This is a genomic window from Methylobacterium sp. NPDC080182 (assembly GCF_050281105.1).
Lineage (GTDB): Bacteria > Pseudomonadota > Alphaproteobacteria > Rhizobiales > Beijerinckiaceae > Methylobacterium.
Window position 1 is genome coordinate 122346 of record NZ_JBNNWO010000004.1, and the last position, 20491, is coordinate 142836.

Consider the following 20491-nt stretch of genomic DNA (forward strand, 5'->3'; position numbering starts at 1 on the left):
TAGGGGTGTTTAAGCGGTCCTAATCCGCTCAGGTAACCGGGCTCCCGGGGGGAAGCCGTAACGTCAACGCGAAGCGCCGGGACGCTTCAGCCGGTATGATGGGGGTCCGTCTCGCCCTACCACCTGTCCACTTCCCGCCTTCCGCTTCCTTTCCTCAAGCCAGAGTCCGACGGGTCCAAGGAGGAGGCGCTCAGCGCCAAGGCCAAGATCACCGTCGCCGACGCCGAATCCGGCACACTCCGCGAGAGCGGTGAGGCGGCCAGTCCCGCCCGCCCGCGGGCGCCGGTCGCGGCCGACGTGCGGCTCCTCGGGATCGCCACCGAGCACCTCTCGCGGCTCGGGCCCAAGCGCGTGACGGTCGTGGCCGTCGCCGCCGAGGCCGGCATGACGCACGCGAACGTGTACCGCTACTTCCCGTCGAAGGACGCGCTCCTCGACGCGGTGGCGGGCCGCTGGCTGCGCGAGGTCGAAGCCCGGCTCGCCGGCATCGCCGATGCGCCCGATCCCGCCGACGACAAGATCGAGCGCCTCCTGACCGCCCTCGCGACGGTCCAGCGGGACGCCCTGTTCGACGAGCCGAACCTGTTCGCGGTCCATCTCGACGCCACCGTCTCGGCACGGCCGATCGCCCGGCGGCACCGCGTGCGGCTGCGCAGCCTCGTCGAGCGCGTGGTCGAGGAGGGCATCACCTCCGGGATCTTCTCGGCCCGGGACCGGGAACGGGCGATCGCCTACATCTTCGACGCGAGCTACCGCTTCACGCATCCGCTGGCGATCCAGCACGATGCCGAGGTGCCGCGCGACCTGATCGAGGCCCGGTTCGGGGCCGTCATCCACGCGATCCAGCGGGTCCTGCGCTCCGGCATCCTCTGATCCGGCGCGTACCCACAGGCTCTCTCGAAGGCCCGGACAGACCGTCCGGGCCTTCGTCGTTCGTGCGCCCTCCCGCGCCGCCCGCCGCCCGCCGCGACCCGAAATGACAGGATTCCAGATCTGTCATCGCGGCTTCGCGGCCGTCCCGCGCCAGGGTGCACTGCACCTAAAACACTCGCGACGTTGACGTTTCGGAGGCACGGTCGGGACGCTCGAGGGCGATCCGACGGCCCGGACGCGCCGCCCGCGCGGCCCTCATCGGGTTGAAGCCACGGTGCTTTTCGGCCACACAGCCGCGCAGATTTCAGAGTGGCGAATCCGGCCTCGGACCCTGACGGACGAGCGGCTCCGGCCTCGCGCAACGCATCACCGAAGTCGAACGCAGCGGAGACACATCCGACATGGCTCGCAACAAGATCGCGCTCATCGGCGCCGGCCAGATCGGCGGCACCCTGGCCCTTCTGGCCGGCCTCAAGGATCTCGGGGACGTGGTGCTGTTCGACATCGTCGACGGCGTGCCGCAGGGCAAGGCGCTGGACATCGCCGAGGCCGCCCCGGTCGAGGGCTTCGACGCGACCTACGCGGGTGCCAGCGACTACGCCGCCATCAAGGGCGCCGACGTGGTGATCGTGACCGCCGGCGTGCCGCGCAAGCCCGGCATGAGCCGCGACGACCTGATCGGCATCAACCTCAAGGTCATGCAGGCCGTCGGCGAGGGCATCAAGACCCACGCGCCGGACGCCTTCGTGATCTGCATCACCAACCCGCTCGACGCCATGGTGTGGGCGCTGCAGAAGTTCTCGGGCGTCCCGACCAACAAGATCGTCGGCATGGCCGGCGTGCTCGACTCGGCGCGCTTCCGCCACTTCCTCGCCGAGGAGTTCAAGGTGTCGGTGGAGGACGTCACGGCCTTCGTGCTCGGCGGCCACGGCGACGACATGGTGCCGCTGACCCGCTACTCGACGGTGGCGGGCGTGCCGCTGACGGACCTCGTCACGCTCGGCTGGACCACCCAGGAGAAGCTCGACGCCATGGTCGACCGCACCCGCAAGGGCGGCGGCGAGATCGTCAACCTGCTCAAGACCGGCTCGGCCTTCTACGCGCCCGCCGCCTCCGCCATCGCCATGGCCGAGAGCTACCTGCGCGACAAGAAGCGGGTCCTGCCCTGCGCCGCCTACCTCGACGGCCAGTACGGCGTGACGGGCATGTTCATCGGCGTGCCGATCGTGATCGGTGCCAACGGCGTGGAGCGCGTCCTCGAGGTGACCTTCGACGCGGCCGAGAAGACCATGTTCGACAAGTCGGTCGCCTCGGTGACGGGACTCATCGAGGCCTGCAAGGGCGTCGACAGCAGCCTCGCCTGACCGGTAAGCGGATACCGGGCAGCGCGTAGCGGTCGGAGATTCGAATCTCGATCACTCGATCTCTCTACGCGCCGCCCGCTGCCACCTATTCGCTCCTCCTTACGAGGCTCCGATGAATATCCACGAATATCAGGCCAAGGCCGTGCTGAAGGAGTTCGGCCTGCCCGTCTCCCGCGGCGTGGCCATCTTCAACCCGTCGGAGGCCGAGGCCGCCGCCAAGGAGCTCGGCGGCCCCGTCTGGGTCGTGAAGAGCCAGATCCACGCGGGCGGCCGCGGCAAGGGCACCTTCAAGGGCGCGCCCGAGGGCGCCAAGGGCGGCGTGCGCGTCACCAAGTCGATCGACGAGGTCAAGCAGTTCGCCGGCGAGATGCTCGGCCAGACGCTGGTGACCATCCAGACCGGCCCGGCCGGCAAGCAGGTCAACCGCCTCTACATCGAAGAAGGCGCCCAGATCGCCGAGGAGTTCTACCTCTCGATGCTGGTCGACCGCGCCACGGGCGGCGTCGCCTTCGTGGTCTCCACCGAGGGTGGCATGGACATCGAGGCGGTCGCCCACGACACGCCCGAGAAGATCCACACGATCGCGGTCGACCCCGCCACCGGCGTGATGCCCCACCACGGCCGCGCCGTCGCCAAGGCGCTCGGCCTGTCGGGCGCCCAGGCCAAGGAAGCGGCCGCGCTGACCGAGAAGCTCTACGCGGCCTTCGTGGCCAAGGACATGAGCCTCCTGGAGATCAACCCGCTGGTGCTGACCGCCGACGGGCACCTCAAGTGCCTCGACGCCAAGATGGCCTTCGATTCGAACGCCCTCTACCGGCACGCGGACATCATGGCGCTCCGCGACGAGACCGAGGAGGACGCCAAGGAGATCGAGGCGTCCAAGTACGACCTCGCCTACATCGCGCTCGACGGCACGATCGGCTGCATGGTCAACGGCGCCGGCCTCGCCATGGCGACGCTCGATATCATCAAGCTCTACGGCGAGGAGCCGGCGAACTTCCTCGATGTCGGCGGCGGCGCCTCGGAGGAGAAGGTCACGGCGGCGTTCAAGATCATCACCGCCGACCCGAACGTGAAGGGGATCCTCGTCAACATCTTCGGTGGGATCATGAAGTGCGACGTGATCGCCAACGGCGTGATCGCGGCCGTGAAGGCGGTGGGCCTGCAGGTGCCGCTGGTGGTGCGCCTCGAGGGCACCAACGTCGAGCAGGGCAAGGCCATCATCCGCAATTCCGGCCTCAACGTCATCCCGGCGGACGACCTCGACGACGCCGCCCAGAAGATCGTCGCCGCCGTGAAGGGAGCCTGATCATGTCGGTGATGATCGACGCCAACACCAAGGTCATCTGCCAGGGCTTCACCGGCAAGAACGGGACCTTCCACTCCGAGCAGGCCATCGCGTACGGCACCAAGATGGTCGGCGGCACGAGCCCCGGTAAGGGCGGCTCCACCCATCTCGGCCTGCCGGTCTTCGACACGGTGGCGGAGGCCCGCGAGGCCACGGGCGCCGAGGCCTCGGTGGTCTACGTGCCGCCGCCCGGCGCGGCGGACGCGATCTGCGAGGCGATCAGCGCCGAGGTGCCGCTGATCGTCTGCATCACGGAGGGCATCCCGGTGCTCGACATGGTGCGGGTGAAGCGGGCGCTGACGGGCTCGAAGTCGCGCCTCGTCGGGCCGAACTGCCCCGGCATCGTCACCGCCGGCGAGTCGAAGATCGGCATCATGCCGGCCAACATCTTCCGGCCGGGCTCGGTCGGCATCGTGTCCCGCTCGGGCACGCTGACCTACGAGGCGGTGTTCCAGACCTCCAATGCCGGCCTCGGCCAGACCACGGCGGTGGGCATCGGCGGCGACCCGGTGAAGGGCACCGAGTTCATCGACGTGCTGGAGCTGTTCCTCGCCGACCCGAAGACCGAGTCGATCGTGATGATCGGCGAGATCGGCGGCTCGGCCGAGGAGGAGGCGGCGCAGTTCCTCAAGGACGAGGCCAAGCGCGGGCGCAAGAAGCCGATGGTCGGCTTCATCGCCGGCCGCACGGCGCCTCCGGGCCGCCGCATGGGCCATGCCGGCGCGATCATCTCGGGCGGCAAGGGCGGCGCCGAGGACAAGATCGCCGCCATGGAGGCCGCGGGCATCCGCGTGTCGCCGTCGCCGGCCCGGCTGGGCTCGACGCTCGTCGAGGTGCTGAAGGGCTAAAGGCCCGCGCGCCTGCGTCGCGGCCATCGCAGGGCCGCGACGCCCATATCGGGCGTGCAGACGATCTCAGCGGGGCGGTCACCCGCCCCGTTTCGGTTCGAGGGCGCTCCGCCGCGCTGACGGGGAGCCCGGAGGGCAGGGGAGCCTGCCCGCGCGATCAGGATGGACGCACCATGGCACGCCAGGACGTGAACGAAGCGCTCCTCGAAACCTCGTTCCTGTACGGCGCCAACGCCGCCTACATCGAGGAATTGCAGGCGGCCTACGCCCGCAACCCGTCCTCGGTGGATCCGGAGTGGCAGACCTTCTTCAAGGGGCTCGGCGAGGACGAGACCCTGGTCGAGAAGAACGCCGCCGGCGCCTCCTGGGAGAAGCCGCACTGGCCGGTGCCGCTCAACGGCGAGCTGGTCTCGGCGCTCGACGGCAACTGGGGCGCCCTGGAGAAGGCGATCGGCGACAAGATCGTCGCGCGGGAAGCCAAGGAGCCCAAGCCCGGCAAGCCGCAGGACAGCGTCACCGCCACCACCGGCGTGTCGGTGGAGCAGGCGACCAAGGATTCGGTGCGGGCGATCATGCTGATCCGCTCCTACCGGATGCGCGGCCACCTGCACGCCAAGCTGGACCCGCTGGGGCTCGCGCCGCGGGGCGATCACGAGGAGCTGCACCCGCAGCATTACGGCTTCACCGAGGAGGCAGACTGGGACCGTCCGATCTTCCTCGACAACGTCCTCGGCCTGCAGTTCGGCACGATCCGCGAGATCGTCGGCATCCTGGAGCGGACCTACTGCCAGACCCTCGGCGTCGAGTTCATGCACATCTCGGATCCGGCCGAGAAGGCGTGGATCCAGGAGCGCATCGAGGGCAAGGACAAGGAGATCTCCTTCACCCCCGAGGGGCGCCGCGCGATCCTCAACAAGCTGATCGAGGCCGAGGGCTTCGAGAAGTTCCTCGACCTCAAGTACACCGGCACCAAGCGCTTCGGCCTCGACGGCAGCGAGGCGATGATCCCGGCGCTGGAGCAGATCATCAAGCGCGGCGGCGCGCTCGGCGTGCGCGAGATCGTGCTCGGCATGGCCCATCGCGGCCGGCTCAACGTGCTCACCAACGTGATGGCCAAGCCCTTCCGGGCGGTGTTCCACGAGTTCAAGGGCGGCTCGGCCTCCCCGGCCGAGGTCGAGGGCTCGGGCGACGTGAAGTACCACCTGGGCGCGTCCTCGGACCGCGCCTTCGACGGCAACAACGTCCACCTGTCGCTCACCGCCAACCCGTCCCACCTCGAGATCGTCGACCCGGTGGTGCTCGGCAAGGTCCGCGCCAAGCAGGACCAGTGGGCCAAGCCCAACATCGAGCGCCGCACGGTGCTGCCGCTCCTGATCCACGGCGACGCCGCCTTCGCGGGCCAGGGCGTGGTGGCGGAGTGCTTCGGCCTGTCGGGCCTGAAGGGCCACCGCACCGGCGGCTCGGTCCACTTCATCATCAACAACCAGATCGGCTTCACGACCGATCCGCGCTTCTCCCGCTCCTCGCCCTACCCGTCCGACGTCGCCAAGATGGTCGAGGCGCCGATCTTCCACTGCAACGGCGACGATCCGGAAGCCGTCACCTTCGCCGCCAAGGTCGCGGTCGAGTACCGGCAGAAGTTCGGCAAGCCGGTCGTGATCGACATGCTGTGCTACCGCCGCTTCGGCCACAACGAGGGCGACGAGCCGGCCTTCACCCAGCCGAAGATGTACCAGCGGATCCGCAAGCATCCCTCGGTGCTGGAGAGCTACGGCCGCAAGCTCGTCGAGAACGGCTCGGTGACCCAGGAGGCGCTCGACGCCCGCAAGGCCGAGTTCCGCGGGATGCTCGACAGCGAGCTCGACGTCGCCAACAACTACAAGGCGAACAAGGCCGACTGGCTCGACGGCCGCTGGTCCGGCGTGAAGGCCGTGCACGAGGACGTGGACGACCCGCGCCGCGGCCGCACCGCCGTGCCGGCCGGGACCCTGCAGGAGATCGGGCGCAGGATCACGCAGGCGCCGCCCGGCTTCCACCTGCACCGCACGATCCAGCGCTTCATGGACAACCGCGCCAAGGCGGTGGAGACGGGGGTCGGCATCGACTGGGCGACCGCCGAGGCCCTGGCCTTCGGGGCGACGCTCCTCGACGGCAACCGGGTCCGCCTGTCAGGTCAGGACGTGGAGCGCGGCACGTTCTCGCAGCGCCACGCGGTGGTGATCGACCAGGAAAACGAGCAGCGCTTCACGCCGCTCAACGCCATCCGCGAGGGGCAGGCCGCGATCGAGATCATCAACTCGATGCTCTCCGAGGAAGCGGTGCTCGGCTTCGAGTACGGCTACTCGCTCGCCGAGCCGAACGCCCTGGTCCTCTGGGAGGCCCAGTTCGGCGACTTCGCCAACGGCGCCCAGGTGGTGATCGACCAGTTCATCGCGTCCGGCGAGCGCAAGTGGCTGCGGATGTCGGGCCTCGTGCTGCTGCTGCCGCACGGCTACGAGGGCCAGGGGCCCGAGCACTCCTCGGCCCGCTTGGAGCGCTACCTCCAGGCCTGCGCCGAGGACAACATGCAGGTCGCCAACGTCACGACGCCGGCGAACTACTTCCACATCCTGCGCCGGCAGCTGAAGCGCGACTTCCGCAAGCCGCTGGTGCTGATGACGCCGAAGTCGCTGCTGCGCCACAAGCGCGCCGTGTCGAACCTCGACGCGCTCGCGGAGGGCTCGACCTTCCACCGCGTCCTCTGGGACGACGCCGAGGAGGAGGGCGCGCAGAACAAGCTCGTGCGCGACGACAAGATCCGCCGCGTCGTGCTGTGCTCCGGCAAGGTCTACTACGACCTGCTGGAGGAGCGGGAGAAGCGCGGCCTCAACGACATCTACCTGATGCGCGTCGAGCAGCTCTACCCGTTCCCCCTGAAGGCGCTGGCCAACGAGATGGCCCGGTTCCGCAACGCCGACGTGATCTGGTGCCAGGAGGAGCCCAAGAACATGGGCGCCTGGTCCTTCGTCGAGCCCTACCTCGAGTGGGTGCTCGGCCAGGCCGGCTCCGCGGTGAAGCGCGCCCGCTACGTCGGCCGTCCAGCCTCCGCCTCCACGGCGGTCGGCCAGATGTCGAAGCACCAGGCGCAGCTCCAGGCCTTCCTCAACGAGGCCCTGGCGGTCTGATCGTCCGGCCATGGCCTACTTCCTGCTCCGCCTGGAACCGCCCCGCCCGAGCTTCCCGTTCGACGCGACGGAGGCCGAGAAGGCGCTGTTCTCGGCGCATTCCGGCTACTGGATGGAGCAGGCGGCCGCCGGCACCGCCATCGCGGTCGGACCCGTCTTCGAGTCCGGCGGCACCTGGGGCCTGGCCCTGGTCGAGGCCGACGACGCGGCCCGGGCCGAGGCGCTCGGCGAAGCAGATCCCGTCCTGATGGCGCAGGCAGGCTTCCGGTACACCGTCTCGCCCGTTCCATCCCTGATCCTGCGGCGCTGACGTCGCGGCCCGACATCCAGAGGAGGCCCCCCGCGGGGCAGAAGAGAGCATGGCAACCGACATCCTCGTCCCGACCCTCGGCGAATCCGTGAGCGAGGCCACGATCGGCCGCTGGTTCAAGAAGCCCGGCGACACGGTCGCGGCCGACGAGCCGATCGTCGAGCTCGAGACCGACAAGGTCACCCTGGAGGTGAACGCGCCGGCGGCCGGCGAGCTCGGCGAGATCCTGGTCAAGGACGGCGAGACCGTGGAGCCCGGTGCCCTGCTCGGCTCGATCGTCGAGGCCGGAGCCGGCGGCGGCACGGCCAAGAAGGCCGCCCCGAAGGAGACCGCCGAGACCAAGGCCGAGAGCCGGAGCGAGGCCCCGAAGGCCGCCGCGCCCGCGAAGGCCGAGGCCCCGGCCCAGGAATCGTCCGCCGGCTACGGCAACCACGGCGATGCCGCCGCCCCCGCGGCCCAGCAGCGCCCGGTCGGAGACAACGGCCCGGCGGTGGCCAAGCTCGCCCGGGAATCGGGTGTCGACCCGTCGTCGGTGAGCGGGTCCGGCAAGGACGGCCGCGTCACGAAGGGCGACATGCTCGGCGCCATCGCCAAGGGGCCGGCCCCGTCGGCGCCCGCCAAGGAGGCCCGTCCGACCCTGCCGCGCGCCCCCTCGGCGCCGGACGACGCCGCGCGCGAGGAGCGCGTGCGCATGACGAAGCTGCGCCAGACCATCGCGCGCCGCCTGAAGGACGCGCAGGACACCGCGGCGATGCTGACGACGTTCAACGACGTCGACATGTCGGCCGTGATGGCGATGCGCAGCCAGTACAAGGATATCTTCGAGAAGAAGCACGGCACGAAGCTCGGCTTCATGGGCTTCTTCACCAAGGCGGTGATCGGCGCCCTCAAGGACGTGCCGGCGGTCAACGCCGAGATCGACGGGCAGGACCTCGTCTACAAGAACTACTACCACATCGGCATCGCGGTCGGCACCGATAAGGGTCTCGTCGTGCCGGTGGTGCGCGACGCCGACGACCTGTCGATCGCCGGCATCGAGAAGAAGATCGCCGGCTTCGGCAAGAAGGCCCGCGACGGCAAGCTCTCCATCGAGGAGATGCAGGGCGGCACCTTCACGATCACCAACGGCGGCATCTACGGCTCGCTGATGTCGACGCCGATCCTCAACGCGCCGCAGTCGGGCATCCTCGGCATGCACCGCATCGAGGAGCGCCCGGTGGTCCGCGCCGGCAAGATCGAGGCGCGGCCGATGATGTACCTCGCCCTGTCGTACGACCATCGCATCGTCGACGGTAAGGAGGCCGTGACCTTCCTGGTGCGGGTCAAGGAGGCGCTGGAGGATCCGGCGCGCCTCGTGCTGGACCTCTGAGGCAGCCATGTCGAGCGCTGAGAACAGGGTCGCGATCGTCACGGGTGGTAGCCGCGGCATCGGCCGCGCGGTGGCGCTTCTCCTGGCGGAGCGCGGCTACGCCGTCTGCCTGAGCTACGTGTCGGACGCCGCCGCCGCGCAGGGCGTGGTGGACGCGATCGCGGCCAAGGGCGGACGGGCGCTCGCCGTGAAGGGCGACGTCGGCAACGAGGCCGACGTCATCGCCCTGTTCAGGGCGGCCGACGGCCTCGGCCGCCTCGCGGCGCTCGTCAACAATGCCGGCGTGGTCGACGTGAAGTCTGACGTCGCCGACATGAGCGTCGCCCGCTTGCAGCGCATGATGACCACCAACGTGGTCGGCAGCTTCCTGTGCGCGCGGGAGGCGGTGCGGCGCATGTCGATCAAGCGCGGCGGGGCAGGGGGCGCGATCGTCAACCTGTCCTCGGTGGCGGCGCGCCTCGGCGGCCCCGGCCAGTTCGTGGACTACGCGGCCTCCAAGGGCGCCATCGACTCGCTGACGATCGGGCTTTCCCGCGAGGTCGCCGCCGACGGCATCCGCGTCAACGCGGTGGCGCCCGGCATCATCGCCACCGAGATCCACGCCAGCGGCGGCGAGCCGGACCGGGTCGAGCGTCTCGGCCCCGGCGTCCCGATGAAGCGGGCCGGCACCGCCGAGGAGGTGGCCGCACCGATCGTGTGGCTCCTCTCGGACGAGGCCTCCTACACCACGGGCGCCATCCTCGACATCGGCGGCGGCCGCTGAGGCCAAGCCCCACCTGACATTCCCTGCCCGTCTCGCACGCGGCACGACCGAGCGGAAGCGAAGCCTCATGTCCTACGATCTCGTCGTCATCGGCACCGGCCCCGGCGGCTACGTCTGCGCGATCCGCGCGGCGCAGCTCGGCCTGCGGACCGCGGTGGTCGAGAAGCGCGCGACGCACGGCGGCACCTGCCTCAATGTCGGCTGCATCCCGTCCAAGGCCCTGCTGCACGCGTCGGAGGCCTTCGAGGAGGCCAACACGCACTTCGCCGATCTCGGCATCGACGTCGGCACGCCGAAGCTCGACCTCAAGAAGATGATGGCCTTCAAGGCCGAGGGCGTCGCCGGCAACACCAAGGGCGTCGAGTTCCTGCTCAAGAAGAACAAGGTCGACACCTTCCACGGCACCGGCCGGATCGCCGGCGCCGGCCGCGTCGAGGTCATCGCCGAGGACGGCGGCAACCAGATGCTCGAGACGAAGAGCGTCGTCATCGCGACCGGCTCGGACGTGGCGCGCCTGCCCGGCGTCACCATCGACGAGAAGGTCGTGGTCTCCTCCACCGGCGCCCTGGAACTCGACCGGGTGCCGAAGAAGCTCCTCGTCATCGGCGCCGGCGTGATCGGGCTGGAGCTGGGTTCCGTCTGGCGCCGGCTCGGCTCCGAGGTGACCGTGGTCGAGTATCTCGACCGGGTGCTGCCGGGCATGGACGGCGAGGTCGGCAAGCAGTTCCAGCGGATCCTGACCAAGCAGGGCATCGCCTTCAAGCTGTCCACCAAGGTGACGGGCGTCGAGGTCGGCAAGAAGGGCGGCGCGACGGTCACGGTCGAGCCGGCCGCGGGCGGCGCGGCGGAGACGCTGCAAGCCGACGTGGTCCTCGTCTGCATCGGCCGGACGCCCTACACGGAGGGCCTCGGCCTCGACACGGTCGGTGTCCAGCGGGACGACAAGGGCCGGATCCTCACCGATTCCCACTACGCCACCAACGTCACCGGCATCTACGCCATCGGCGACGTGATCGCCGGCCCGATGCTCGCCCACAAGGCCGAGGACGAGGGCGTGGCGATCGCCGAGATGCTGGCCGGCCAGTCCGGCCACGTGAATTACGGCGTGATCCCGAACGTGGTCTACACGTTCCCGGAGGTCGCCTCGGTCGGCAAGACCGAGGAGGAGTTGAAGAAGGACGGCGTGGCCTACAACGCCGGCAAATTCCCCTTCACGGCCAATGGCCGGGCCAAGGCGAACGGCACCACCGACGGGTTCGTGAAGGTGCTGGCCGACGCCCAGACCGACCGGGTACTCGGCGTGCACATCGTGGGCGCGGATGCCGGCAATCTGATCGCCGAGGTGGCGGTCGCGATGGAGTTCGGCGCCTCGTCGGAGGACATCGCCCGCACCTGCCACGCGCACCCGACGCTGACCGAGGCCGTCAAGGAAGCCGCGCTGGCGGTCAACAAGCGCGCCATCCACGTCTAACGGGCGAAGGCCCACGGCTGCGCGGATTGCTACCTCGGCAGGCTCGACCGCCTGCGCGAAGGCCCCCTCTCCCGTGCGGGAAAGGGGGCCTTCGCGTTCCGTCACACACCGCGCGCCTCGAACCTGACTGGCCCGCAGAGCGACGGCCCGGCGCGGGGTCAGGCGATCTTGCGCCTGGAATTCGGCAGGTCGGCGATCCGCAGCAGCGCGCTCGGCGCGGGCGGGGCCGTCAGGGCGTTCAGCAGATACGGCCGACGCAGGCCCAGCGCGTTGTGCAGGGCGAGGTCGATGTCGCGGGCATAGAACGGCATCCGCAGCACGGCGTCGACGCCGAAGTAGCGGCCGGCCTGTGCGACGGGCTCCAGCTCGGACGTGGTCAGCAGGGTGATCCGGGTCGGGAGGCCGAGGGGCTGGATCTGGCAGGCCAGTTCGAGCCCGTCGATGCCGCCGAGCTTCACGTCGATGAAGGCGAAGTCGTAGGCGGCGAGCTTCAGCTGCTTGAGGGCGTGGCGGCCGTCATCCGTCTCGTCGAGCTCGATCGCGAACCCGCTGCGCGCCACGACGCGGCTGATGGCTGACCGCCCGGCCGGAGTCGAGCAGGCGAGCAGGGCCCGGGTCGGTGCGCGACGGCGGGCATCCGCGTGGAGCAGCGGCTCGATATGGCTCGGGTCGAGGGGCGTCTTCAGGACTTCGTAGGCGCCGAGGCTCGTCGCGATCTCCTGCCAGTGCGGCAGCACGCGGGTCGCCACCAGCACCAGGCAGGGGGGCTCCGCACCCGCCCGGCGCGCGACGGCGACGGCTTCGGGGCCGCTGAGATCGTCGAGCTGCATTCCCACGAAGGCCAGGGTGGGACGGTGGCGGAGGAGGATGTCGCAGAGCGCCTGACCCGAGGTCGCCTCATCGATCACCGCGCTGGGATCGAATCGCAGGACGATCTCTCTCAGGGAGACGCGGCGGCCCGGATCGCAATCCGCGATTACGACACGTGCCGGCGCCCTCCCATCCTGAAGATCCATGACGCCCGCCCAACCCCATCCCGTTCGTTGCCCATATTGGCTGAAGATCGTGACGAAGCTCTTAAAGAGCGGGATTCTGCACTGGGCGAACCGGAAGACGCGCCTATAGACGATGATGAAGGCTCTCGAAGTCGAAGTTTTTAGCAATCTTGCTCAATGGCCAGCCCGCGGATGGGCCGCCGCGTAGGCACTCATGAGGCGGGCGGCGTCGACCTGCGTGTAGAGCTGCGTCGTGGAGAGCGAGGCGTGGCCCAGGAGTTCCTGGATCGCCCGGAGTTCGCCCTGGCGCGCCAGGAGATGGGTTGCGAAGGAATGCCGCAGGGCGTGCGGTGTGGCGCTCTCGGGCAGGCCCAGGGCGCCGCGGGCGCGCGCGACCGTGTACTGGATGATGCGCGGCGAGAGCGGGCCGCCCCGGGCACCGAGAAACAGCGGTCCCTCCGGCGGCAGCGGCAGGGGACAGGCGGCGACGTAGTCCGCCACGGCCTGCGCCACGACGGGCAGGATCGGCACCATGCGCTGCTTGCCGCCCTTGCCGAGCACGGTGACCTGATCGACCCCGGGCAGGGGTGCGTCACGGCGGGTCAGGCCCAGGGCCTCGGAGATGCGCAGCCCGGCGCCGTAGAGCAGCGCCAGCACGGCGGCGTCCCGGGCGAGGACCCAGGGCTCCCGCTCCTCGCCGGCGCGGATCGCGGTATCGGTCAGCGCCACCGCGGCGGAAACGGGCAGGGGACGGGGAAGCCGCCGCGGGACCTTCGGCGAGCGCACACCGCCCAGGGCCGAGACGGTGCCGAAGCCCTCCCGCTCGAGGAAGCGCGCGAAGGAGCGCAGACCCGCCAGCATGCGCATCAGCGAGCGCCCGGAGACCTCGTCGGCCCGGCGCGCAGCCATGAAGCCGCGGATGTCCCGCACCTTGAGCCCGATCAGCATCGGGATCGTCGGCGTCCCCTGACGGGACGCGAGGTGGTGAAGGAACTGCCGGAGGTCGCGCCCGTACGCCTCGACGGTGTTGGACGACATCCGCCGCTCCCGCGCCAGCGCCTCGATCCAGGCGAGGACGGCGTCGCGGAGGCGGGCGTCCCCCGGAAACAGCAGCCGGTCGCCCTGGGTCTCGCGGGTGCTCGCATGCGTGCTCATGGCGACACTCGACCGGATCCTCCTTGCCGGGAGCTTAATGCCGGTCGCGGTCCGTCCCCAGCGCCGGGCTCGTCCCGCGCGGCGCGCCGTGCCAAGCTGACGCGATGACCCTCCTCGCCTACGCGGCCACCGCCCTCGCCGAGATCGCCGGCTGCTTCGCGTTCTGGGCCTGGCTGCGGCTCGGGCGGTCGGCTTGGTGGGCGCTGCCGGGCCTCGCCTCGCTGGCGGCCTTCGCGGCCCTCCTGACCCTCGTGGACAGCCCCGCGGCGGGGCGCGCCTTCGCGGCCTACGGCGGCGTCTACGTCGCGGCCTCGGTCCTGTGGCTGTGGCTCGCGGAGGGTCAGCGGCCCGACCGGTGGGACCTCGCGGGCAGCGCGGTCTGCCTCGCCGGAACGGCGCTGATCCTCCTCGGTCGCCGGGGGTGAGCTCGACCCGGCACCGGGCCGGCCACGGCCGATCGCTTCCGCGCCCGGAACCTTGGTGAAACCAAGCGTTCACGATACGTACGGCAGCCTCGGGCCGTTCACCGAGCCGTGGAGCCCCATGACCAGCGCCGTCCGCATTCTCGGGATCGACCCCGGACTCCGCCGCACCGGCTGGGGCCTGATTACCGCGCAGGGCACGAAGCTCACCTACGGCGATTGCGGGGTCGTGACTTCGGACGGGGAGCTTCCGCTGGCACTGCGCCTGCGGGAGCTGTTCGAGGGGATCGGCCGCGTCGTCGAGGCCGTTCGGCCCGACGAGGTCGCCGTAGAGGAGACCTTCGTCAACAAGGACGCCCAGGCGACGCTCAAGCTGGGCCATGCGCGGGCGATGGCGCTGCTCGTGCCGGCCCTCGCCGGACTGCCGGTGTTCGAGTACGCCCCCAACCTCATCAAGAAGACCGTCGCGGGCTCCGGCCACGCCGAGAAGGTGCAGATCCAGGCGATGGTCCGCTTCCTTCTGCCGAAGGCCGAGTTCCGCGTCGCGGACGCCGCCGACGCGCTGGCCATCGCGATCACCCATGCCAGTCACCGGGACGCCCACGCCCTGCGGCAGGCGCATCTGCCGGGGGGCAAGCGCCGCTCGCTCACCGGTCAGGCGGCCGCGGGACAAGGGCTCGAGGGGAAGGGCTTCTCGGCCGCCGCGGCCGCGCGCATCGAGGCCGCGCTGGCGAAACAAGGTTGACGGGATCGGGAAGAACTTGGTGGGGGAAGTAGGACTCGAACCTACGAAGCTTACGCAGCGGATTTACAGTCCGCCCCCTTTGCCGCTCGGGACATTCCCCCAAGGCGGGCATCGCCCGCGGCGCCCTTATGGTGAGGGGTGGGCCGGGTGTCAACGCTTATGGTGGACCGATCCGTCTCGCCGGACGCGGCAATCGTGGAGAGCGGGGCGGTTTCGCTCGGCGTCGCCGCGATCCGGGCGGCCGCGCTTGCAGAGTCGACCCTCTTCCGGCCTCGCGGTGCCCGCGGCTCCGCCATTGGGACGAAAACGCGAACGTTCCGCGACTCCGGGGATTCACAAAGGAATCCGGATCGGCCACGGTGTGGCGATGTCGCCCTGCTTCGCCGGCCCTTGACCCGTCCCGCCCCGTCCCTGCGGTCGCACCAGCGCACGCTGATGGCCCTGGTCGCGGCCATGGCGAGCGGGGAGGCGGCCCATGTCCGGAAGATCCTGGCGGCGGTCACGCCGGGCGGGGGCAAGTCGCTGCTGCCGGTCATCGCCGCGCACCGGCTGATCGAGGCGGGGCTCGTCGAGCGCGTGGTCTGGGTGGTGCCGCGGGATTCCCTGCGGCTGCAGGCCGAGGAAGCCTTCGCCGACCCGCTGTGGCGCGCGGCCTTCGGGCACGCCCTCAGCGTCCGGGCCGCCGACAACGAGCGCGACCCGGCGCGGGGTCTGGCCGGCTACGTCACCACCTATCAGGCGGTCGCCGCCGCCCCGGCGCTCCACCTCGCGGAGGCGCGGGCGCACCGCACCCTGCTGGTGGTCGACGAGGTTCATCACCTGCCGGTCCCCGGTCGCCCGGGCGCCGACGAAGCCTCCGCGGAGGATGCCGAGGCGGGGGCGTGGTCCCGCGCGATGCTGCCCGTCATGGAGGCGGCGACCGTGCGCCTGTACCTGTCCGGGACGCTGGAGCGGGCGGACGGGCGGCGGATTCTCGGACTGCCCTACCAGCCCGCCGCGCCCGGCCGCGGACCGGAACTCGATCTCGACGCCCCCGGCCTCGCGGTCATCGGCTACTCGCGGGCGCAGGCGCTGGCCGAGCGGGCGGTGCTGCCGGTGACGTTCGGCGCCATCGACGGCGAGGCGAGCTGGCTGGAGGGCGGCCGGATCGCGGGCGACAGCCCGCGCGTCGGGCCGCATCGGCTCGGCGCGGGCTCGGTCCGGATCACCACCCGGCCCGCGCTGTTCACCGCCCTGCGGACCGGCTTCGCCCGCGACCTTCTGAGCGAGGCGTTCTTCGCCACCAAGCGCCTGCGCGCCCGGCGCCGGGCCGAGCGCGATCTCCCGCCCGGCGAACCGGCCCGGGGGCTCGGCAAGCTCCTCGTGGTGGCGCCCGATCAGGCGAGCGCGCGGGCCTATCTCGCGACCCTGCGCGACTGGATGCCGGCGGGGCAGGGCGAGCGCGATGTCCGGCTCGCGACCTCCGGCCAGGGCGACGCCCACGCGGCCCTGGCCGCGTTCCGGCTCACGCCGGAACCGGCCGTGCTGGTGACGGTGGCGATGGCGTACGAGGGGCTCGACGCCCCGGAGGTCGCGGTGGTCGCGGCCCTGACCCATATCCGCTCCCGGCCCTGGCTCGAGCAGATGCTCGCCCGGGCCACCCGGGTCGATCCCCATGCCGGCCCCTACGACGGGCAGCAGGCGCTGATCTTCCACCCCGACGACCCGCTCTTCGCGCGGTTCCGCCTCGAACTCGAGACCGAGCAGGGCAGCAGCGTCCGGCCGCCCCGCGAGCGGCCGGCGAGCGCCGTCGTGCCCGAGCGGACCCGCTGGCGCGACGACGAGCCGGGCGGGATCACGCCCCTGGAGAGCAACGCGATCGGGATGCGCTACGCCCTGCTGCGCCCGCGCCTCCCCGAACCGGTCGCCGCGGCGCCCGCGCCCGAACCGCCCTCCGTCACCGAGCGGACCCTGCGCCAGCGGCTCGCCGCCGCGGTGGCCGCCCAGGCGGTCGAGGACGAGACCTCGCTGCGCGTGCCCCGCGGCGGCAATCTCGCCCACCGCTACAACGCCGTTCTCAAGCGCGTGCTCGGCAAGGGCCGCGCGACCATGACCCTCCCGGAGCTGGAGGCGGCCCTGTCGTGGCTCGAGCGCAACCGCCTCTCCGACCATCTCGACCGCCTCGACGGCGATGCCCGCTACGCGTGGTCGGCCCGGCAGCGCCGCGGGCGCTGGCAGCCGGAGCGCGCCGCCGGCCGCTGAAACGCCTGGGAAGGGGACAGCCGTGACCGAGAGCCTCCCCGCCGCCTTCGCCGCGACACTCGCTGCGTCCGAGCCGCCGAGCGTCTGGGACGCCCCGCTCGCCGCGCTCTGGTGGCTCGCCCGGGACGCGTCCGGCCCGGCCTCCGCCGCCTGGGAGCGGGCGCACCGCCTCGTCCAGGACGCCGACGGGTCCGACGCGGCCTGGGTCCACGCCCATCTCCACCGGGTCGAGGGCGACGACGGCAACGCGCGCTACTGGTACGCCCGCGCGGGCCGCCCGGTCCCGGACGGCAGGCTCGCGGAGGAGCGGGCCGCGCTCGTCCTCGCCCTCTGGCCGAGGTCGTGATCGCTCCGGGCCGCGCCGCGCCGACCGTCCCGAGCCTGCCGGATCGCGGAACGCCAAGGCTCACAGCCAGTTGAATGGCCGCCCGACGCGGAGATCGGGCCTCGATTATCGGAGCGGATCCATGAGCCTCCTCGGCAGCATCGTCAGCAAGATCCTCCATCCGTTCGGTGGCGGCACCGCGGACGCCGCGCCCGCGCCCAACGCCGGCTCCGGCGGCCAGGCCGGCACGAGCACGCCCTCCACGTCGGCCCCCGGCTCGGCCGGCGGCAGCGAGCCCGTGGACGTCGCGGCGGTGCTCACCGGCCTCGCCGAGAAGAACCCGCAGACGCTCGACTGGCGGCACTCGATCGTCGACCTGATGAAGCTGCTGGGCCTCGATTCCGGCCTCGCCGCGCGCAAGCAGCTCGCCGACGAGCTCCACTACACCGGCGACAAGGACGATTCGGCCAGCATGAACATCTGGCTGCACAAGCAGGTCATGCAGAAGCTCGCCGAGAACGGCGGCAAGGTTCCGGACGATCTGAAGCACTAGGTCATCGAGTCCGGGATCGACGAGGCTCGCCGCGGACGGTCTCGACCGGCGCCGCGGCGAGATCGCTTCTTGACCACGTCGTGCGCCGGCGGTGCGCACCGGCGGCGACACTTGCGGAGGGGGCCTTGCGGCGCCTCCGTGTTTATCGGTCACATGGCCCGCGTCGCGCAGCGCCGAATCAGGCGGCGCCGAGGAGCGAACGGTCATGGAGAGCCCGACCGGGGACCACAGCGGCGCCTTCGAGGCGTCCCCTCTCGCCGCGATCGCCACGGCGGTCGCCCGCGGTGACGTCGCGCGCATCGCCGCGCTGGCGCCCGGCCTGGATCTCTCCGTCCGCGGCGGCCGGAACCTCACCCTGCTCGAATGGGCGATCTGGAACGCGCGGCCGCGCGCGGTGTCGGCCCTGCTCGACGCGGGGGCGGACCCGTCTGTGCCGGGGCTCGATCAGGAGACCGCGCTGCACATGGCGGCGATGGTCGAGGATCCGACCTACCTGGAGATCCTGCTGCGCCACGGCGCGCCGGTCGACCCGGTGAGCCCGCGCGGTCAGTGGACGCCGCTGTTCCGCGCCGTACAGAACCGGCGCGAGGCGCAGATCGCGCTGCTGCTGCGGGCCGGTGCGGACTTGAACCGGGTCGACGCAACCGGCAACTCGCTGCTGCACGTGGCCGCGCAGGTCGGCGCGGCCAATCCCTGGGTGCTGAGGCTGCTCGAGGCCGGGATCGACCCGACCCTGCGCAACGCGCAGCGAAAGACCTTCCAGCCGTACTTCTTCACCACCCCTGAGCGCCTGCTCAACGATTCCGGGCGCGAGACCCGCGCGGCGGTCCGCGCGTGGCTCGCCCGCAGCGGCATCCCGGCGGATCCGGAACGCTGACGGAGTCCCGGCCGGGATCCGCGTCAGCGTCCGGTGCGGACCCGGGTCCAGAGGCGGGTGACGAAGCGCTGGGTGCGGTCGTCCCAGGCCGTGTTGATGGACAGGCGCTGCATCGTCGCCTCGTCCGGGTAGATGCCGGGATTGCTCAGGATCTCGGGCTTCACGAACTTCTTCGCCGCGAGGTTGCCGCTGGCGTAGGAGACGAAGTTGGTGTTGGCCGCCGCCACCTCGGGCCGCATCATGTAGTCGATGAAGGCCAGCGCCTCGGCCGGGTGGGCGGCATCCTTCGGGATCGCGAAGGTGTCGAACCACATGAGCGCGCCTTCCTTCGGCACGACGTAGGCGATGTCGATCCCGTTCTTGGCCTCCTCGGCGCGGCGCTTGGCCTGCATGATGTCGCCTGAATAGCCGACGGCCAGGCAGATATCGCCGTTGGCCAGCGCCTGGATGTATTCCGACGAGTGGAACTTCCGCACGGCGCCGCGCACCTTGTAGAGGGCGTCGGTCACCAGGGTCATGTCGTCCCAACGCTTGGAATCCGCCTTGGCGCCGAAGGCCGGGAGCATACTGGGGATCAGGTCCTCGGGGCTGTCGAGCACCATGATCCCGCAATCCTTGAGCTTGTTGGCCGAAGCGGGATTGAGGACGACGGACCACGAATTGACCGCCGCGCCGGCGCCCAGGCGCTCGCGCACCGCGGCGACGTTGTAGCCGATGCCGGTCGTGCCCCACATGTAGTCGACGGCGTAGGTGTTGCCGGGATCGTAGGCCGCCAGCCGGCTGGTCACCTCGGGCCAGAGATTGCCGAGGTTCTTCAGCTTGGACTTGTCGAGGGGCAGGAACGCGCCGGCCCGGATCAGCCGCTGCAGGTACGGTCCCGACGGCACGACGATGTCGTAGCCCGACCGGCCGGCGAGCAACTTGGTCTCCAGGATCTCGTTGTTGTCGTAGGTGTCGTAGACGACCTTGATCCCGGTCTCGCGGGTGAAGGCCTCGAGCACCTGCGGGTCGATGTAGTCCGACCAGTTGTAGATGTTGACGACCCGCTCCTCGGCGGCCGGTGCCGGCCGCACGAGGGGCAGGACCGCCAGGAGCCCTCCCGCGAGGACGGCCGCGGCCGCCGCCAGGACGGTCCGACGCGGGCCGATCACCGGCTCCTCGCGGCCACGATCACGATCTCGACCAGGTACTCCGGCGCGGCGAGCTTGGCCTCGACGGTGGCGCGGGCCGGCGCATTCTCCGGAGACACCCAGGCGTCCCAGGCGGCGTTCATCTCCGCGAACGTCGCGATGTCGGCGAGGTAGATGGTGGCCGAGAGGATCCGCGCCTTGTCGCTGCCGGCCGCGGCGAGTAGCCGGTCGATCTCCGACAGGATCTGCTGGGTCTGGATCGTGACCCCGGTGCCGACCGTGTCGGACGCGACCTGCCCGGCGAGGTAGACCATGTCGCCGAAGGTGACGGCCTGCGACATCCGCTTGCCCGGCTCGATCCGCTGAATGTCCATACCCGTCTCCACATCCTCGAGAACCGGCGTATCTGCCGCCGCACCGGCCCGGCCGTAAAGGGCCGCGCGCGCACGCGCCGCGGGAACCCGAGGAAAATCGTCATCGGCGGTCGGGGTGCGGGCAACCGTCGCGGGCCTCGAAGCGTTCTGCCGCCATCGACAAT

At 70.9% G+C, this 20491-nt stretch carries 19 protein-coding genes and 1 tRNA gene; 15 read left to right on the plus strand and 5 right to left on the minus strand.

Features of this window, described 5'->3' with window-relative positions; translation table 11 throughout:
- Window positions 1-297 precede the first annotated feature (297 nt).
- From ACQKQD_RS09220 to lpdA, 9 genes are all read left to right on the plus strand, one after another.
- A complete protein-coding gene (locus ACQKQD_RS09220) occupies window positions 298-873 on the plus strand; it encodes a TetR family transcriptional regulator (RefSeq protein ID WP_012317921.1) in 576 nt (191 codons plus the stop codon).
- A gap of 401 nt (window positions 874-1274) precedes the next feature.
- Entirely contained in the window at window positions 1275-2237 is a 963-nt protein-coding gene (gene mdh, locus ACQKQD_RS09225; RefSeq protein WP_427508165.1) for a malate dehydrogenase, read from the plus strand.
- A 112-nt stretch (window positions 2238-2349) separates the two neighbouring features.
- Entirely contained in the window at window positions 2350-3546 is a 1197-nt protein-coding gene (gene sucC / locus ACQKQD_RS09230) for an ADP-forming succinate--CoA ligase subunit beta (RefSeq protein WP_020093726.1), read from the plus strand.
- Between the two features lie 2 nt (window positions 3547-3548).
- The gene (sucD, locus tag ACQKQD_RS09235; RefSeq protein ID WP_427508166.1) at window positions 3549-4433 is read left to right on the plus strand and encodes a succinate--CoA ligase subunit alpha; all 885 of its coding nucleotides are present in this window, start codon (window positions 3549-3551) and stop codon (window positions 4431-4433) included.
- A 173-nt stretch (window positions 4434-4606) separates the two neighbouring features.
- Window positions 4607-7597 (plus strand): 2-oxoglutarate dehydrogenase E1 component, encoded by a 2991-nt coding sequence (locus tag ACQKQD_RS09240; RefSeq protein ID WP_020093727.1) that lies wholly within the window; start codon window positions 4607-4609, stop codon window positions 7595-7597.
- 10 nt (window positions 7598-7607) lie between these two features.
- Window positions 7608-7907, plus strand: coding sequence for a YciI family protein (locus ACQKQD_RS09245; RefSeq protein ID WP_042671905.1), 300 nt, complete (start codon window positions 7608-7610; stop codon window positions 7905-7907).
- A 49-nt stretch (window positions 7908-7956) separates the two neighbouring features.
- Window positions 7957-9276 (plus strand): 2-oxoglutarate dehydrogenase complex dihydrolipoyllysine-residue succinyltransferase, encoded by a 1320-nt coding sequence (odhB, locus tag ACQKQD_RS09250; RefSeq protein ID WP_042671906.1) that lies wholly within the window; start codon window positions 7957-7959, stop codon window positions 9274-9276.
- 7 nt (window positions 9277-9283) lie between these two features.
- Window positions 9284-10039, plus strand: coding sequence for an SDR family oxidoreductase (locus ACQKQD_RS09255; protein ID WP_427508167.1), 756 nt, complete (start codon window positions 9284-9286; stop codon window positions 10037-10039).
- 67 nt (window positions 10040-10106) lie between these two features.
- Complete coding sequence (lpdA, locus tag ACQKQD_RS09260) at window positions 10107-11510, plus strand: dihydrolipoyl dehydrogenase (protein WP_042671907.1); 1404 nt, start codon at window positions 10107-10109, stop codon at window positions 11508-11510.
- Window positions 11511-11668: 158 nt separating this feature from the next.
- Here the strand turns inward: lpdA and ACQKQD_RS09265 are convergent, their stop codons facing one another.
- Complete coding sequence (locus ACQKQD_RS09265; protein ID WP_020093732.1) at window positions 11669-12418, minus strand: response regulator; 750 nt, start codon at window positions 12416-12418, stop codon at window positions 11669-11671.
- Window positions 12419-12679: 261 nt separating this feature from the next.
- The gene (locus ACQKQD_RS09270; protein ID WP_020093733.1) at window positions 12680-13660 is read right to left on the minus strand and encodes a tyrosine recombinase XerC; all 981 of its coding nucleotides are present in this window, start codon (window positions 13658-13660) and stop codon (window positions 12680-12682) included.
- Window positions 13661-13764: 104 nt separating this feature from the next.
- On the opposite strand from ACQKQD_RS09270, the gene ACQKQD_RS09275 reads away from it, so the two are divergent.
- Window positions 13765-14085, plus strand: coding sequence for a YnfA family protein (locus tag ACQKQD_RS09275; RefSeq protein WP_427508168.1), 321 nt, complete (start codon window positions 13765-13767; stop codon window positions 14083-14085).
- 118 nt (window positions 14086-14203) lie between these two features.
- Window positions 14204-14827 carry a crossover junction endodeoxyribonuclease RuvC gene (gene ruvC / locus ACQKQD_RS09280; RefSeq protein WP_020093735.1) on the plus strand — a complete coding sequence of 208 codons (624 nt, stop codon included), beginning with the start codon at window positions 14204-14206 and terminating at the stop codon, window positions 14825-14827.
- A 17-nt stretch (window positions 14828-14844) separates the two neighbouring features.
- Here ruvC and ACQKQD_RS09285 read toward each other — a convergent pair.
- Window positions 14845-14928, minus strand: a tRNA-Tyr gene (locus ACQKQD_RS09285).
- A 289-nt stretch (window positions 14929-15217) separates the two neighbouring features.
- Here ACQKQD_RS09285 and ACQKQD_RS09290 point away from each other — a divergent pair.
- The 4 genes from ACQKQD_RS09290 (at window position 15218) to ACQKQD_RS09305 (ending at window position 18823) form a co-directional block, all read left to right on the plus strand.
- A complete protein-coding gene (locus tag ACQKQD_RS09290) occupies window positions 15218-17068 on the plus strand; it encodes a DEAD/DEAH box helicase (RefSeq protein ID WP_427508169.1) in 1851 nt (616 codons plus the stop codon).
- 22 nt (window positions 17069-17090) lie between these two features.
- Complete coding sequence (locus tag ACQKQD_RS09295; RefSeq protein WP_427508170.1) at window positions 17091-17414, plus strand: hypothetical protein; 324 nt, start codon at window positions 17091-17093, stop codon at window positions 17412-17414.
- 121 nt (window positions 17415-17535) lie between these two features.
- A complete protein-coding gene (locus tag ACQKQD_RS09300) occupies window positions 17536-17946 on the plus strand; it encodes a DUF3597 domain-containing protein (protein WP_091681242.1) in 411 nt (136 codons plus the stop codon).
- 205 nt (window positions 17947-18151) lie between these two features.
- On the plus strand, window positions 18152-18823 hold the full coding sequence (locus ACQKQD_RS09305; protein ID WP_427508171.1) for an ankyrin repeat domain-containing protein: 672 nt from the start codon (window positions 18152-18154) through the stop codon (window positions 18821-18823).
- A gap of 23 nt (window positions 18824-18846) precedes the next feature.
- Here ACQKQD_RS09305 and ACQKQD_RS09310 read toward each other — a convergent pair whose 3' ends face one another.
- Window positions 18847-19974, minus strand: a complete 1128-nt coding sequence (locus ACQKQD_RS09310) for a polyamine ABC transporter substrate-binding protein (protein ID WP_427508172.1) — start codon at window positions 19972-19974, stop codon at window positions 18847-18849.
- A complete protein-coding gene (locus ACQKQD_RS09315; RefSeq protein ID WP_020093741.1) occupies window positions 19971-20327 on the minus strand; it encodes a RidA family protein in 357 nt (118 codons plus the stop codon). Before ACQKQD_RS09315 ends, ACQKQD_RS09310 begins: the two co-directional genes overlap by 4 nt.
- Window positions 20328-20491 lie beyond the last annotated feature (164 nt).

Excerpts from the sequence above, each read along its gene's own strand:
- ruvC (WP_020093735.1), top strand. The coding sequence starts at position 14,204 with ATGACCAGCGCCGTCCGCATTCTCGGGATCGACCCCGGACTCCGCCGC.
- ACQKQD_RS09305 (WP_427508171.1), top strand. The coding sequence starts at position 18,152 with ATGGAGAGCCCGACCGGGGACCACAGCGGCGCCTTCGAGGCGTCCCCT.
- ACQKQD_RS09255 (WP_427508167.1), top strand. The coding sequence starts at position 9,284 with ATGTCGAGCGCTGAGAACAGGGTCGCGATCGTCACGGGTGGTAGCCGC.
- lpdA (WP_042671907.1), top strand. The coding sequence starts at position 10,107 with ATGTCCTACGATCTCGTCGTCATCGGCACCGGCCCCGGCGGCTACGTC.
- ACQKQD_RS09245 (WP_042671905.1), top strand. The coding sequence starts at position 7,608 with ATGGCCTACTTCCTGCTCCGCCTGGAACCGCCCCGCCCGAGCTTCCCG.
- ACQKQD_RS09240 (WP_020093727.1), top strand. The coding sequence starts at position 4,607 with ATGGCACGCCAGGACGTGAACGAAGCGCTCCTCGAAACCTCGTTCCTG.
- ACQKQD_RS09315 (WP_020093741.1), bottom strand. The coding sequence starts at position 20,327 with ATGGACATTCAGCGGATCGAGCCGGGCAAGCGGATGTCGCAGGCCGTC.
- ACQKQD_RS09300 (WP_091681242.1), top strand. The coding sequence starts at position 17,536 with ATGAGCCTCCTCGGCAGCATCGTCAGCAAGATCCTCCATCCGTTCGGT.
- odhB (WP_042671906.1), top strand. The coding sequence starts at position 7,957 with ATGGCAACCGACATCCTCGTCCCGACCCTCGGCGAATCCGTGAGCGAG.
- ACQKQD_RS09270 (WP_020093733.1), bottom strand. The coding sequence starts at position 13,660 with ATGAGCACGCATGCGAGCACCCGCGAGACCCAGGGCGACCGGCTGCTG.
- ACQKQD_RS09275 (WP_427508168.1), top strand. The coding sequence starts at position 13,765 with ATGACCCTCCTCGCCTACGCGGCCACCGCCCTCGCCGAGATCGCCGGC.
- sucC (WP_020093726.1), top strand. The coding sequence starts at position 2,350 with ATGAATATCCACGAATATCAGGCCAAGGCCGTGCTGAAGGAGTTCGGC.
- mdh (WP_427508165.1), top strand. The coding sequence starts at position 1,275 with ATGGCTCGCAACAAGATCGCGCTCATCGGCGCCGGCCAGATCGGCGGC.
- sucD (WP_427508166.1), top strand. The coding sequence starts at position 3,549 with ATGTCGGTGATGATCGACGCCAACACCAAGGTCATCTGCCAGGGCTTC.